Origin of the sequence: Prevotella sp. P3-122 (assembly GCF_002251365.1) — a bacterium.
In the GTDB taxonomy this organism is placed as follows: Bacteria; Bacteroidota; Bacteroidia; order Bacteroidales; family Bacteroidaceae; genus Prevotella.
Window position 1 is genome coordinate 64964 of sequence record NZ_NPJH01000007.1, and the last position, 15555, is coordinate 80518.

The following is a 15555-nucleotide window of genomic DNA, read 5'->3' on the forward strand; positions in this document are numbered from 1 at the left end:
ATTGGCATGACAGGAGAGAAGCATTTGGCTTATCAGACTCATGGAACGTGCAGCAGGATGATTGATGTTGTTATTGATGATAATAACATCATTCGGCATGTAGAGTTTTATGGTGGCTGCCAAGGAAACACGTGCGGAATATCCAAACTGGTAGAGGGTATGGAAGCACGGGAAGTTGTCAACAGGCTAAGGGGTATAACTTGCGGAAGTAAGCCAACAAGTTGTCCCGACCAGCTGGCAAGAGCACTTGAGCAGTTGATATGATAATAAACAGCCCGACAGGCATTGAGCTTGTCGGGCTGTTTTTTTTTGATACTCTTATGTATGATTACTTGAAGTACCTGTTGTAGAGGCCGATGAAGCCAGCACAGTGGCGTGCCTCGTCTTTAGCCATCTCATGAACGGTGTCGTGAGTAGCGTCCATGCCGGCAGCCTTGGCGTTTCTTGCGATGCGGAACTTGTCCTCGCAAGCACCCTTCTCAGCCTCGATGCGGGCCTCAAGGTTGCTCTTGGTGTCCTTCAGAACGTCACCAAGCAGCTCTGCGAACTTGCTGGCGTGCTCAGCCTCCTCAAAAGCGTAGCGCTTGTAAGCCTCGGCAATCTCTGGATAACCTTCACGGTCAGCCTGACGTGACATGGCAAGATACATACCAACCTCGCAGCACTCACCATTGAAGTGAGCCTCAAGGTCCTTAATCATAGCCTCGTCAGCACCCTCGTTGCGGGCTGCGCCGAGTGTGTGAACAGTTGCGAATGTAGGAGCGTCACCTGGGTCAGCCATCTCCTTGAACTTGCTTGCTGGAGCCTTGCAAAGTGGGCACTTCTCGGGAGCCTCAGTTCCCTCGTGAACGTAACCGCAAACGGTACAGATAAATTTCTTCTTCATGATAATTCTCAAATTTTAGTTGTTAGTGTTGTATAATAGCTATTTGCGATAGCAAAGTTAGCCATTTTTTTGTTATTGACAAATAAATATGCAATCTTTTTTAGGTCGGTTATGTTAAATATCTGTTGATAGGGTAGAGTTACTCATGAATAATGGGGCTGCTAAGGGTTGACAATTCCGGCCTCTATCCATTGTGTGGCTAAGCTGTTGGCATCGTGTCTTGCCGTCTCGTCGTCTATGTCATATTCCTCAGTGAGCCACTTGGTCATATCTTCAGCGGTGAACTCGTTGTCAGCAGCCTTCTCCCACAAGTAGGCGGCACTTTCGTTAAGGGCAATGATATTGCTGAAGTCGATGTTCTCCTTGCCTTCCGCAACGATTATTCTCTCGCCGCAGATAGTTCTGAGATTAAATCCGGTTTTCTTTTTCATTTTTTCTCAATTATTATTTATCCAATTTTGTTTCCTGTTTGTATTGTATGGTCATTGTTGCCGGACATCAGCCTAATGGCAGATGCCTGTAGATGAAGAGCAGGTATCGTCTGATGGGCAGGAGCCTTGTCCACAGAGCGGAATATACTTTCCATTTAGCTGAGTATATGCTGTCCAGCTTATTTCTTCCCTTACGGTAAAAGCCTATGGCCAGAGCCTCTACGTCTTTTCTCGAGCAACTCTCTGTATTTAGGTTGCCGTCTCCAAGCAGGGTGATGCTATCTCCTTTGATGTCAACGATGCGATGCAGAACGTATGTGCCTGGAGAGATTTGTGCCAGTACAGGCATACCGACCTTTATGTCCTTGGGCTTGGTCAGCAAGGCTTTGTCCCTGTTGTTCTCCAGGAATGGGCGCATGGAGAAGCCTTTCAGTCTGAGCGTCACGGTATGTCCCTCATTGATAAGCTTCACTATCTCCGGCAGCAGTTCGGCATTGGAGAATTGAATCTCTCTTATTTGGATATTGCTCTGTTGCATATTATGGCAGCTTCTTTGTCGGGCAGGCAATGAAGGATGTATATGCCTGTGGTCTCGACAATTTTCGTTACTATGTTGCAGATATTGTCGAAAATGCGCTTATCCCACTTCATCGACGAGCAGGCTGGCAGCAAGTTTGCAAAAGCGTTTACGGGATTGAGCTTTTCTATGCTGTTGGCTGATGCCCTGTCTATTCGTGTTACAGCACCAAGTGGTGCTTTTACATTACGGTAGCATGGGGTCTTTCCGCTCCAGGGGCCACCATATATATAAGGTGTGCCATCAATAATCCTCACTATAGGGCAGTCATCGTTCATAAGGTCACATCCTGGCAGATGTCTGAGCCATAGTCCTACGTGTGTGCTCTTGCCTGTTCCGCTCTTTGCGATGAAGGCATACCCCCATCCGTTCTGTCTCACCAGCGAGGCATGAACCAGAATGGTGTTTCGAAAGCTTCCTGCAAAGGCATAGCAAAGGATGAGTGCGTTGTTCAGTCCGAATGTTCGCTGGTCCTCGTTGCCGTTCAGGGCGCATCTGCACTTGGAGAAATTGCTGTTGGCAATGAGCAGGCAGCACTCTTGTCCGTCGATGTCCTTAATGATGAACTGATATCCTCCGTCATCCGTCTGGTCAACGATAGTATCACCATTGCCAGTATCGCAGACCCTTATTCTTTCCCTGTGTGACTTGTCTACAGGCTGTAGAGAGTCATCGACCACCAAGTCTATGAACAATTCGCCCTCTACGCTGAAGGCAGCAAATGGACTGAACGATGGCAACAGGTGTATGCCGTTGGCGTCCTTAGTAGAAAACGATACCCTTATGGGCAGATCGGCTACACAGAAGAGATATGATCGGTAGTCGGACATGGCTTATCGTCTTTTGCCCTTTCGTTCGGCTTTTCTATCGGTCTTGTCACCCTTCGCTTTCTGCTTATCAAGCTTTTTAGCTGAAAGTTCTTCTGTCAGCTCACTTTCGTCAGGTGATACGGTCTTATATCTGAAATCGTAGATGTTCACGTACTTGATATTGTAGGTACCTTTGGAAAGATACTTGCTTCTGAGTTTCAGATATTTTTCCTCAGCCTTCTTTCTTGTCTTGGCAAAGCCTGTTACACATGTTGGGGTATCACATCCTATGGTCTTCAGATAGTCTCTCAACTGGTACGAGTAAGTGTCACGGCCATACAGAAAGTCGTGTTTTGTATCAATCCACCCATCAGGTATAAACTGTATGTCAGCGAAATAGATTGTCGAGTCATTGAATGATGCGGCAAATCCATAGATGTAAATCTCCTGTTTGTTAAGTTTCGCGCTGGCCGACAGTGTGCTAACGAGCATTATGACCAGAGCCAATAGTTGTCTTTTCATCTTTTTACTTATATGATTGTGTTGACTAATAAATCTTATCCAAGGAACGATCTCAGAAGTTTGTTGTTAGTGCTTTCGCGTAGCCTTCTGAGTGCTTTCTCCTTAATCTGTCTCACCCTTTCCCGTGTGAGTCCGTATTTGTCGCCAATTTCCTCAAGCGTCATTTCCGGTTGGTTTATGCCGAAGCAGGCCTCGATGATGTTTCGTTCCCTTACCTCAAGGCATTTCAGCACTCTGCCAATCTCCTTGCGTAGCGACTCCATTAGCATCTCGTGGTCTGTATTTGTCTGTGGGTTACCCGGCATGATGTCGAGCAGGCAGTTGCCGTCATCCTGTCCAATAGGCGAGTCCACAGAAAGCTGCTTGCAGTTTGCCAATAGCGCCTCAGCTATTTTCTCGCGTGGCATGTTCGTGCAGTCAGCAATTTCATCCAGACTGGGGTTGCGTTCGTTTTCCTGCTCAAACTTGTTCAGCCAGCGGTTGATTTTGTTTGCTGAGCCTATCTGGTTGAGGGGCATGCGTACAATTCTGCTCTGCTCGGAGATGGCCTGCAGTATGCTCTGCCTTATCCACCAAACGGCATAGGATATGAATTTGAAACCGCGTGTCTCGTCGAATTTCTCCGCAGCTCTTATCAGTCCAACATTGCCCTCGTTGATGAGGTCTGCCAGGCTGAGTCCCTGATTCTGATACTGCTTTGCAACTGAGACAACGAAGCGTAGGTTTGCCTTGGTAAGCCTCTCCAGCGCCTGCTGGTCGCCTCCCCTTATCCTTTGGGCAAGTTCCACTTCCTCTTCAACACTTATCAGTTCCTCCTGTCCAATATCGTGCAAGTACTTTTCCAAAGACTCGCTTTCACGATTGGTGATGGATTTCAATATTTTCAGTTGTCTCATTAGATTGCAAAGGTATCATTTTTAATTAGATGCAAAAGTAAGGTTATTTTCTGATATAGCCAAATTATTTATATTCATTTTGCATAAACAATATCTTCATAGATGTTTTGTAAAAACGAGCAGCGTGTTTTTACCATACTGTGGATATGTTTCGCTTAAGGTTGGTTCTATTAATTCCCACCTTAAAATACAAATATAGACAAAACAGAGCCGTATCAACTGCTTGCGGCATTGTTGATACGGCTCATGTTGGTTTGTGAATTTTGCAAGTCGTCAGGTTAGTCTACGGCAATCTTTGTGGCAGTGCCGTTGCTCCTCACTACGTAAACGCCTGCTGAGGGCACCTTGACCGAGGCAGTGCCGTTGACCTTGGTCTTGCCAATCAAGGCACCACCAGCTGTATAGACGGCAGCCTCTGTAGGAGTAGCGGCCTTGACGGTTATCCATCTGTCTGTTGCAGATACCTCAACCTCGTTACCGGCAGATACGCCATCTATGCCAAGAGTAGATGTGATGTCCACAGGATTGGTAAGGATGGTTAGGTTGGGGAACTTGTCGTTGAGAATTGCGCAAACTACATCGGTTATAGGCTTGTGGAATGTTGTTATGCCATCCTTCACGTTGTACTCCTCGTCAACATACAGTTCCTCTCCTGTAAGCTCACCCGTGTTCTCATCGTACCATGGGTCACCAACGAACCAACGGAATGTCGACGGAGTGCCGTCAACAGTTGCCTCGCTTGCCAGGTCTACTATACCATTTGCGTCGGGCACGATGTCTATGCGCTCCTGATTGCCATACTGGTATGAGCCATACAGAGCATTTGGTATAGGCAGGGTGCTGTAGGTAAAGCGGTTATAGTCGATGTGCAGTATCCTTAGACCGGTATTCTTCGACAAGTCGATGGTCTTTAGACGGTTGTTGCTCAAGAAGAGCTGATAGAGGTTAGGCAAATTCGTGAGGTCGATAGACTCCAGCTGATTGCCTGAAAGCTCAACGTTCCATACACTTGGTGCATTAAGCTTTACGGAGCTCAGTGCATTGTTGGCCAAGGACAGGCTGAAGAGGTTGTCCATACCTGTAGCGTCGAACGCTGTCAGCTGGTTGTTGTTCATAGAGAGCAGGCCAAGCTGTGCGGCATAGCGTGACAGGTCAATCGAAGTGAAGTTATTGTAGTCGAGCTTCAGCTCCGTGAGGGTGTTGGTGTCTGGAAGCTTTATTGCGTCTATGCCGGCGTTGATAACGGCAGCCAGAACCAGGTTCTTCATATTCGACAGGTCTACATCAGCAAGCTTTGCACCAGTGATGTTAAGCACGTACAATGGGCAGTTGTCATCGTAGGAGTAGATAGCGCAATTGCTGTTGGCGTAGGTCTTTATTTCCGTTGTGAGAATGTCATCCGAGACAGAGTATGTCTCAACGGCCATGCCCGCACCCTTCCAGTCAATGCAGATGATGGTTGGTTCCTTGGCTCTGAGAATCATTGTTGCCGTGCCGTCAGCCAATGTGGTGAACGAGGCAATCTTGTTCTTTGGCATCTCGGCAGCCTGCACCTTGGTGGTCGTGAGTGTGAGTCCCGGGAAGAGCTCGTTGGTCATCTCACAGTAAACGCTTTTGCCGATGATGGGGTCGAGGAAGCGTGTCATACCGTCAACGATTGAGTAGTCCGTACCCTCGGTAAGCGTCGTACCGTCGATGTTCTTCCATGTGTATACTGTCTGTCCGTTGATGTTGTGGTCCTGAAGGTCTACTCCTGGCGACTTCACAGGAATGGTTATGATGTTCTGAGGAGCGTATACATACTCTTCGATGTTTGGCAGCAGCGGCAGGTTGGCGAACGAGAGAGAGTTGTTCTCGCAATGGAAGCGTCGCAACGACAGCTCCGATGGCATGGTAATGCTTGAGATGTTGTTGTTGGCGATGTTGAAGTCAGTCATCAGCGTGCAGTAGTTAGCGTTGACCTCAGTCAGCTGGTTGTTGCTCAGGTCCAGGGTCTCCATATTGTCTGCATCCTTGAGCGACAGCTCTGTGAGCTGGTTGTTGCTCAGGTTGAGGTTGTGTATGGTTCCCATGTCGTTGAGCGTTACGGCAGTCAGTTGGTTGTTGCTCAGGTTGATGTCCTGGAGCAGGGTCTTCTGGTAGGCGTCGTTCACGCCCCTTATGTTCAGAGTGTTGAAGTTGTTGCCTGTCAGAGTGAGGCTGAGCAGTCCCTTGTTGTAGCCCAGGTCAATATCAGTGAGTCCGGTATTTGTGAGGCTGAGATATTTCAGCGTTCTGGCCATGCTGAGGTTGATGCTCTGCAGCTTCTGGTTGTCTATGGCCAGAGCTGTAGCAACCTCATCCTGTGGTACGTATACATAGGCTGTGTTGCTTGCCACATGGATGTTCACGTTCGGGCTTTCAGGCAGACTGTCAGTAGTAGCCTTGAACTGTTTCTTGTTGCCGTTGCCGTCGACGATGTAGAAAGTCTTTGGATTATCAGGAGTTGCCCCGGCCATGCCGACCTTCATGACGATGTCAGAGCCTGCAAGGTTTACAGGAGTGATAACCGTGATGGTCATGTCGTCCTTACCGAAGTCCTCTGCTGTCTTCACCTTGAACTTGTCCGTGCGCAGAGGCTGCTTGTCGAGCTGTATGTTCGGGAACTTGTCGTTGGCAAAAGCCAGGAACACGCTGTCCTCAGGAGCCATGAGGAATGTCACCTTTCCGTCGGCATAGGTGTAGTATTCCTCTGCCAGAGGATAAACCTGTCCTGCAGAGTCCTCTGGGACATAATACACAGCACATGTAGTAGTAGTTTCTTCGCGGAGCACCTTGTCGGAATAGTCGAGCACGTCACCGACCTTTACGGTCTTGGCTATCTCCATGTTCTTCTGATAGTAGTCATACTGGTTCCAGTTGCCGGGAAGGGGCAGGGTGGCGAATGTGAACTTGTTGTTTGCCAGCATGACGTTAATCAGGTTTGTGTTGTTGTCGAGGTTGATGCTCGTCAGGTTGTTGTCGCCGATATAGAGCTGCTGCAGATAGATGTTGTTTGTAAGGTCTATGTCTGTAAGCTCGTTGCCGTTGGCAAAGAGGTAAACGAGTGACTTGTTCTTGCTCACGTCGAGTTTCTTCAGCTTGGCTTGTGCGTTGACCGAAGCAGAGCGGTGGTCGACATACAACTGCTGCAGGTATTTAAGGTTGCTCAGATCGATGTCCTTGATGCCGGTCTCGCTGATGTTGAGTATGGTGATGTTGGGGTTCTTCGACAAGTCGAGCGTCTGCACGTTTGTACCGTCGATAGACAGGCGCTGCAGGTTTGGGCATCCTGATGGGTCGAGTGTCCTGAGACCCTTGTTGGCCATAGCTCCGAACGACACCAGTTTAGGGTAGTCGGAGAGGTTGAACGACTGGTCGAGATTTGAGGTCTGCCCCATCTCAAGAAGCATCAGGTTGGGCTTGTTGCCGCCAATCTTGAGAGGTGCTGCGTCGAAGGGGTTGTCGCTTACCGATATGGCCTGTAGGGCAGGGTAGGCGGAAAGGTCGAGCTGGTGAAGCTCGTTGTGGTCGAGGTTGATATAATAGAGGTTTGGCATCTCGGCCATCTTCAGGTCGGAGATGTAGCATCCCTCGAAGTTAATGACGGCAATGTTCGATGCGTCGCCATAAATCTTCACAATACCAGATGACGTTACGGTGCATGTTACCGGTGTTCCTCCATCCCATCCTCCTGTTTCGGTGTTGATAGTTGCCGGGATAAGCTCATGCTCCTCTGGTCCGAAACCGCAGTCTATGTCAATATAGTCTGTCTCCTGCTTGAAGCCGCCAAGAAGGATTGTTACCGCAGGTGCTTCAACATCTTGGGTGTTGATGGTGGTCTTGAACTCGATGATAGGCTCTTGGCTGGCCTGGGCAGATGCCGTCAGCGGCGATAACGCCACAGCCACAACAGCCATAGCCGTGCCGAGCCATCGGGAAATCGTTTTCTTCATGTTGCTGATATTTATTTGTTTATGTTATTATTTCACGAGAATACACTTTGACAGCTTGCCGTTGGCACGTATTACGTATGAGCCTTTGGGGAAGGCTGACAGGTCTACTGTAGCCTCGTCACCGTTGGCAGTTACGGTGGCCACGCTGTTTCCAGACATTGCGAATGCCTCTACCTTGAGCTGCTTCTCGCCTGCTACGAACACCTTCACCTTACGGTCGCCAACAGCTGTTGCCACGAGACGGTTGTTGTCCGATTGCAGATTTCTGATGCCGGTATTGTCGCCCTTACGGCGCAGCACCTCCTTAATGCCCTCGTAGGCATCTATCTTGCCAGCTCCAATTTGTGCAGGGTCAGCCTTGCGCAGGGCATCGTCAATTACGGATGTCTTGCTGATGATGTCCTTTATCTGGTCCATGGTGAGCGTTGGGTCAGCCTCAAGCCATAGAGCTATGATACCCGATACTACAGGACATGCCATGGAAGTACCGGCTGACCATGCGTATGGGTCTTTGGTATCTGTCAGGGCAACGGCAGACAACAGCGTGTCGGCATCGGCCAGGCCAATAGCCTGCATATAGTATCTGTTCATGGAAGACACAACGAACGCACCAGGTGCGAGCACGTGGGGTAGGGTGCGCCCGTCGATAAGCGTGCCATACGAGGAGAGCGGTGTCACCTCGCCACGCACAACATCGCTTCCAGGCTGGCTGTAGGCATATCCGTCGAGCTGTGCCCAGCTGTCGGTAGTGCTGTATGAGCCTACGCATAGAGTACCCATGGCTGTTGCCATGTCGCTGACTGAGCCGTCGGCCGTTCCGTCATCCCATCCTGCTATGCCGTTGTTGTCGAAGGTAGCGGTATAGGTAGCGGCATAGCCGTCAACGCGCTGTCCGTCCTCACCGACAATCTCAAAACCTAAGCGGTACTTATGGTTGGCGTTGGTTTCAGGATTGTCAATTACATAGACGTCAATGGTAGCATACCTACGCATGCTTACGGAGTCTACGGTCCAGCTCATTCCTACATAGCCGCTGAAATACTTGTCGAACGATGTGTCAAGGATGTCGGTATCATATTGCTTGAAATTCGAGGAGCACCAGTACTGCCATACGCCATTGTTTGCCTCATCAGTCATTGGTACCTCAAATCTCTTTATAATGGTGTTGCGTTCTGTATTGCAGATGACAGCCTGTATCTTAAACGCCTTGGTATCGTTGCCGTAGAAGTCCATCTGACCATAGCGAATGTATGCTTTGTTGCCTCCTTCGACGGAGTGCTCATCACCCTCGATGAACGACCTCAGAGTGGTGTCATCAGCTACAAACGTCTTGTGGACGGCCATCTTCAGGTTACCCTCGTTACCGGAGGCAAGGACTATCTTGGCATTCAGCTCCTCGGCAAGGATGTCGAAGAACTGGCATATCACACCCTTGCCGTCGTGGGTGCCCTGGTTGGTACCGAGGGAAAGGTTTATGACAACGGGCTTTTTCACATAGTCCGCATACATGGCAAGGTCCTCAACGGCCTTGGCTATCTGTATGTCGGTAAGTGAGCTGCACGATGACGCTATGATGTCGGCATCTGTAGCCACACCGTAATACGGGTTGGACGTGTTGTCCTCGATAGTCGCGCTATGCATGTCATCGCCTGCCAGCAGGGCAGCCTTGGTGGCACCCTTGTATCCTCCGGCCATGATACCCATGGTGTGTGTACCATGATAGGTGGAGTTGTTGTCAGTGGTGTATTTTGCTATCAGTTCCGGAGTATTGTATGACGTTATCTTCAGATAGTCGTCATAGCTTGTGAAGTTGTTGTTGATAGCCACGGTCTCAAAATATTTCACCCTGCTCTGGCCATTCTCGTCCTTGAAGTTGATGTGGTTGATGTCGAAGCCGTTGTCTACAATACCGCACACAACATCCTTGCCCGTGTAAGCCTTGCTCAGGCCTATTCCCTGCTGGACCTTGTCCACCCCGGTAGCCTCACGCACGTACTTCATGTGCTGCATGACATCCCTTTCGAGCTGTATGGCATTGAAGCTCTTCAGCGATGCTACTCTCTCAACATCGTCGAGAGGGATGGCAATGAAGGCAAACCCAAAACTTGTACGTATGACGTTTACGCCCTGAGCCCTGAGGTCGTCCTCGGTTACGCCATCGCTGAGTTTGGCAATGGCGAGAACGCTCGATGCCGGCACGCCGACGTCCTGTTTAATCTTACGCAATCCCTTCGCCAAGGCAAATGCCGAGGGATTCTTCTGCTCCAAGCGCAGCTTGCGTAGTGTGGCCTGACTCGACAGGTCGAGCTTCGACTGAGCCGACACTGACAAAGTGGCCATAAGCAAGGCTGCTGACAGTAGTTGTCTTTTCATAATTTATTGTTATTGATGATATTATTGTTATTATTATGAAACGTAAAAGGGGAATTGGCAGAGATTTCACTCTTCTGCCAATACCCACTTTACTTTAAGAAGTTGTTATCAACATTAATAATCATTAGGATTACTTTGTAACGGCAACCTTCTTGCCGTTGACGATATATATACCCTTGGTCAGTTTGCTGTTGCCAAGCTCCACTCCCTGGAGGTTGTATACCTTGCCATTGTTGCTGAATATATTACCGATGTTGCCGATGCCAGTCTCTATTTCAGGGACAATATTTACTACAGCCTCGTTATCGACAGAAACAGTTATCACGCCATCCTGTGCATGGTACTCCTCGTCACCAACTTTTACGGCTATTGCACTCTCGTCAGCAGGCTTGATAACCACTGTTGCCTTACAGTCAGCCAACACCTGTACAGCCTCGCTCCAGTTTGTTGTCTCAACACCGTTGACGGTTATAGAGGCAACATCTGTTGCGCTGACCTTCTCGCTCAGAATCACCGAGACATTGTAGACAGATGGCTCGCTTGCGAGATACATCTTTATGTATGAGTCTGAGGCCAGGGTGTTGAATACATAGTATGTTGCGCCAGTGTAGGCAGGAGCAACCTTGGTGTCGTTGAGGAATACGGTCATGTATGTTGAGCCGTATGCGCTCAGCTGCATAGGAACATCTCCCTCGTAGAACATAGCCTCATTCTCACCAGTCTGCAAGTTGAGGGTCGAGCGGTCGTTCCATGTAATCTGTGGAGCACCATACGTAGTAGCGGATGCATCGTCAACCCACACGGTAAGTTTCTGGTCGCGGTTGATAACGGCAGACTCAACGTTGATGACCATGCCGTCTGTAACAGTTATAGAATAACCGCCATTATAATCTTTCGATACCGCATTTCCGTCAGCAGTCACGGAGATGATATAGCAGCCGGTGTTTGGCTTGATGTAGAGGTTGGGGTTATTGTCGTTCACCTCAATCTTGTTGTCCACGATGGTAAGTGGCATGTTGTTGTCGTAGGAGGCATTGAATACCTTCACGTTGTCAGCGTTGTCAATGTTGACAGTTGCCGTCAGAGTCTTGTACTTAGTTGCTGTAATGCTGATAACAGTAGCGGAAGAAATCTCACCTGTATACTCGGTATTGAAGTACTGTGTCACATCGTTTACGGTAAACGAGGTAACGTTGTAGTCGGTCTTGTTAAGTTTGACTGTAATCTTCTTTCCAGTCTTTATGTTCACGCCGTCCGTTGTAGCGAAGTCAGCAACGTTATATGGTGTGCCGTCGAGGAGAAGCTCGCTGACGCAGCCCTCAGCCTCACCATTGTATACCAGCTTCAGGTTGACAGTCTCTACCTGGGTAGCGTCAGCCTCAGTAATCTCTATGTCTGTATCACCGTTTACGTTTACAACAAACGCACCGTCAGTAGCCTCTATGGTCTCGTCACCAACCTTTACCACAATGCTTCCTGCAACAGCAGGCTCAATGGTAATGGTCTTTGCGGCATCGTTCAGGATTTCCACACCCTCGCTCCAGTTGGCCAAAGCCTGTCCGTTGCACTTAACGGCTGCCACGTCGGCCGCACTCACGAGAAGCCCCAGCTTGAAGTTAACCTTGTAGGTCTCGGGCAAGGAGGCGAGGTAAACCTTCATGTAGTCTCCATTGTTGAGGGTATTGATTTGATATGAAGTACCGCCGCTATATAATGGAGCAAGCTTGGTGTCGTTGAGGAACACGCTCTGGTACTGTGACGAGAAGGAGCTGAACTGCATGGGCACGTCCTTGTCCTTGTTGAAGTTGATGATGTTCTCGCCTGTCGAGAGCTTGTGGGTGGAGCGGTCATTGAAAGTAAGGGTAGGAATGCCGTATTCGGATGTTATGGCAGTAACGTCATCAACCCATATAGTGAGGACATCCTCACGCTTCGAGGCCTCGGTAGTGATGTTGATAACCATTCCGTCGGCAACAGTAACGAAGTAGGCACCATTATAGTCGGCTGTTCTCTCCTCTTCGCCCACTTTGAACGATGTTATGCTGCATCCTGATGCAGGCTTGAAGTATAGGTTGGCATTCCTCTCTGAGAGAGTTATGGTGTTGCCCTCCAGTGTCAATGGGTTGCCGTCATCGTAAGTGTTATTGAACACAGAGATGTTGTTTGGGTCATCAATATTTACAGTTGCTGTAACGTTGCCGTATTTATGCGCGTCTATTTTGATGACTGTTGCCGATGTGATATTGAAGCTGTAGGTGCCGTAGAAATTCTGGTTTTGGTCATTTACGGTAAAGGAGTCGTACTTGTAGTCCTGTGTGTTTCCGCTTACCACAACGCTCTTTCCTGCTGGCAGCTCAACACCCTCCTGACTCAGGCATTGTGCAAGGTCTACGGTCTCGCCATCGGCTGTTACAGAAGTGATGAAACCGTTGGCCTTAATAGCATCTGCATATTCAATCCTGAAATTGTAGGTCATGTCCTCAGGGTATGCTGTCTGAATATCCAGAACGCTATTGCTGTTGCCATCGAGGTTTACAGTATAGGAGTTGTAATTAATGGCTATTGGGGTATCGTTGAAAGTTACGGAGTAGAAAGATGTGCCATAATTTCTGGGAGATATATAAAGCGTGTTCTCCAACTGTGGATTGTATTTCACAACCTGCTCGTTCTCAGTAAGAGTGACGTACGAATTGGAACCGCTGCGCTGTATCTGAACCTGGTCGGGATGGTCGCACTTCACTATTACAGATGCTGTACGGAACTCCTCCTCTGTAGATGTAGTTATAGTCCAGGTAGCTCCATCGTCGGCAGAGCTTGGATAAATGTTACATTCACTAAGGGCGTTTACATACTCTTTGTTGCCGTTGGATTTTGTTACGGCAGTCAGCAGTGCGTTATTGACAGCCTTGACGTTAATCGTCGGATAATAACCGTATTGTGTCGGCTCAAGCTCTATTTCGTTGTTACCCGCAACCATTGTCTGAGCAACATAATTAACCTGAACAGACACTTTGTCAGGATCATCGATGTTTAGTGTCACCTTAATGTTCTGGGCATTGGCCGTAAAGCCTATCATGCTCAGGAGCATAAGCAACATAATGTTGTAGAATTGTCTCATAAAACCTTAATTTTATTTGTGTATTAATAATAAATAGTTGTAACTTGTTGAAGGTAAGAGCCTGATACCATATACTCGTAGATATTGTAACATGTGTAATCTGTCGGTATGTTAGTTATCAAGAATACCAAAAGCCGTGCAAAGTTATAACAAATAGTACAATTATGAGTAATTTATTCAATAAATCTTCGGTTTTGCACAATAAATAATAATGAAAACAAAGCAAATAGGCGAAATTTGGATAATCTCGCCTATTTATTTTGAATGTTGAAAACGCATCAGGTTGGTGGGGCTGACTATTTTACGACCACCTTTCTTCCACCTATTATATATATACCCTTACGGAGTCCGCTTGTTATGGTTTGTCCGTTCTTGTATACTCCAACACGTCTGCCATCAACCGAATATACGACGCAGCTGCCATTAGTAGTGGCATCGTTGTCAATAACACCTATAGAGCTGGTGGCCTTGCGCTTGTAGAGCGATACAGGTTGCTGTCCCGACGAGTAGCATGCAAATCGCGGACTACCGCTATTGTACCTTATCGTCCGGTTGGTATATTTGTTGTTCTGAATGTCAGCATATCCGTCCGTTATGCTTATTGTCCACTGTTCCGTTGCGCCTGTTACCGTCTCAGCAGTTTTTAGGGCGTTGTCGGATGATGGAAGCGAGAGGTAAACATTAGACTTTGTGTCATAAATAGTGTATGCACCCGGTTCGCCGCCAAGCAACAGCTCGTGCGGCATGCCGTCGGCGTTAACCTCGGTAGTAATCTGGTCGTTGCTTATGGTCACGCTTGTATAGCTATAGGCCTTGCCAGACGAAATCATGTCTGCGAGGGCATAGCCTTTGGTTTCGGTCTCGTATACGAGCAGGCAGTGTGCTCCACTCTGTATTTCACTGTTGTCAGTTACCTTGACGTAGGTCTGCTCACCCTCTATTGGGTCAGGATTAGGGTCTGGGTCTGGGTCTGGGTCTGGCTCCGGGTCTGGATTAGGCTCCGGGTCAGGTGTTACCTCTGCATCGTAATTGTCGTAAGAGAATGCGATGTCGGTCTTGTTGCCCCATACATACTGCTCCAGTCCCGGGTAGTCGACGTATGGATTTCTGTTTCCCTGTATCTTGTATACGGCATTGTTGCGGTCTATCTCCTTCTGGCTTACGGGGTCGTTGGCAGCCCATCGGAGGAGCATGTCTATGGCCCATTGTGTGTATGCAGGGTATGAGTTGCCCGCAAGCATGGGACTGCTCCATGATGACACTTTCGACTCATAGCATGTTACCATGTAGAAGTATATGCGCGCAAAGTCACCCTTGTATTCGTCGTTTGGCTCGAAAACGGTTCCTGAGTATCCTGGTGTGGTACATGAGCCCACCTTGCTGAAGCCTCCGTTCGACTTGTAGCTGTCGCCATTAGTCTCGCCAAAGGGGTAGTTGCTGCGCCGGTTGTTCACATAGCCGTCTGTAGGGATTACATGGAAGAGGTCGGAGTTCATCGGTGACGCGTTACCAAACCAGCTCTTTGGAAACGAATGTTCACGGTTGAACATATCGCCCTCGCCAGAGTAGTTGCCGGAATGGTCTTTGTCGGGGTCGAAATTTGTTATGTTCGAGTACATGTCCCATATCTTGCCGTCGGGGCGCAGGTCAGTAGACTTATAACATTCAAACAGGTCACTATAGCTTTTTACGCTCGGCGACTTGATTATATCATACAGGGCCGTCTTGAGACTCTTGCCCTTGTTGCCGTCGGCGCTCTGGTAGTACGTGCCAGTACCGTTTGGCTGTGCCCAAGTCAATGCTGATGTGAGGAACAGCAAAAGGGTAGTGACGACACAGGCTTTTCTGCCTGGCCATTCTCTTGTGCTCGCACCTGTCATGGAATTGGCATGGCAGGAAAAGGTTTGATGTAATTCTTTGTTGTTCATTACAAATATATTTTGTTGGTTTATGCCTGTATTGCAGTATT

Annotated in this window: 11 protein-coding genes; 1 reads left to right on the top strand and 10 read right to left on the bottom strand. The window is 48.5% G+C overall.

Features of this window, described 5'->3' with window-relative positions; genetic code table 11:
- Positions 1 to 6: 6 nt before the first annotated feature.
- The gene (locus tag CIL02_RS01515; RefSeq protein ID WP_094398718.1) at positions 7 to 264 is read left to right on the top strand and encodes a TIGR03905 family TSCPD domain-containing protein; all 258 of its coding nucleotides are present in this window, start codon (positions 7 to 9) and stop codon (positions 262 to 264) included.
- 64 nt (positions 265 to 328) lie between these two features.
- Here the strand turns inward: CIL02_RS01515 and CIL02_RS01520 are convergent, their stop codons facing one another.
- The 10 genes from CIL02_RS01520 to CIL02_RS01565 all read right to left on the bottom strand — a co-directional run bounded on the left by CIL02_RS01520 (position 329) and on the right by CIL02_RS01565 (position 15514).
- The gene (locus tag CIL02_RS01520; RefSeq protein WP_094398719.1) at positions 329 to 886 is read right to left on the bottom strand and encodes an NADH peroxidase; all 558 of its coding nucleotides are present in this window, start codon (positions 884 to 886) and stop codon (positions 329 to 331) included.
- Positions 887 to 1047: 161 nt separating this feature from the next.
- On the bottom strand, positions 1048 to 1317 hold the full coding sequence (locus tag CIL02_RS01525; RefSeq protein WP_094398720.1) for a PqqD family protein: 270 nt from the start codon (positions 1315 to 1317) through the stop codon (positions 1048 to 1050).
- Between the two features lie 67 nt (positions 1318 to 1384).
- Entirely contained in the window at positions 1385 to 1855 is a 471-nt protein-coding gene (locus CIL02_RS01530; RefSeq protein WP_094398721.1) for a peptidase S41, read from the bottom strand.
- On the bottom strand, positions 1831 to 2724 hold the full coding sequence (locus CIL02_RS01535; RefSeq protein WP_094398722.1) for a hypothetical protein: 894 nt from the start codon (positions 2722 to 2724) through the stop codon (positions 1831 to 1833). The genes CIL02_RS01530 and CIL02_RS01535 overlap by 25 nt, the downstream gene beginning before the upstream one ends.
- A 3-nt stretch (positions 2725 to 2727) precedes the next feature.
- Positions 2728 to 3225, bottom strand: a complete 498-nt coding sequence (locus CIL02_RS01540; protein WP_206073457.1) for a hypothetical protein — start codon at positions 3223 to 3225, stop codon at positions 2728 to 2730.
- A 35-nt stretch (positions 3226 to 3260) separates the two neighbouring features.
- Positions 3261 to 4121: an RNA polymerase sigma factor RpoD/SigA gene (locus CIL02_RS01545; RefSeq protein ID WP_094398723.1), complete on the bottom strand. Its 861-nt coding sequence runs from the start codon at positions 4119 to 4121 to the stop codon at positions 3261 to 3263.
- A 278-nt stretch (positions 4122 to 4399) separates the two neighbouring features.
- Positions 4400 to 8095 (bottom strand): leucine-rich repeat domain-containing protein, encoded by a 3696-nt coding sequence (locus CIL02_RS01550; protein ID WP_141210079.1) that lies wholly within the window; start codon positions 8093 to 8095, stop codon positions 4400 to 4402.
- Between the two features lie 27 nt (positions 8096 to 8122).
- Positions 8123 to 10468, bottom strand: a complete 2346-nt coding sequence (locus tag CIL02_RS01555) for a S8 family serine peptidase (RefSeq protein WP_094398725.1) — start codon at positions 10466 to 10468, stop codon at positions 8123 to 8125.
- A 130-nt stretch (positions 10469 to 10598) separates the two neighbouring features.
- The gene (locus CIL02_RS01560) at positions 10599 to 13586 is read right to left on the bottom strand and encodes a hypothetical protein (protein ID WP_094398726.1); all 2988 of its coding nucleotides are present in this window, start codon (positions 13584 to 13586) and stop codon (positions 10599 to 10601) included.
- A gap of 296 nt (positions 13587 to 13882) precedes the next feature.
- Complete coding sequence (locus tag CIL02_RS01565) at positions 13883 to 15514, bottom strand: endonuclease (protein ID WP_240513491.1); 1632 nt, start codon at positions 15512 to 15514, stop codon at positions 13883 to 13885.
- Positions 15515 to 15555 lie beyond the last annotated feature (41 nt).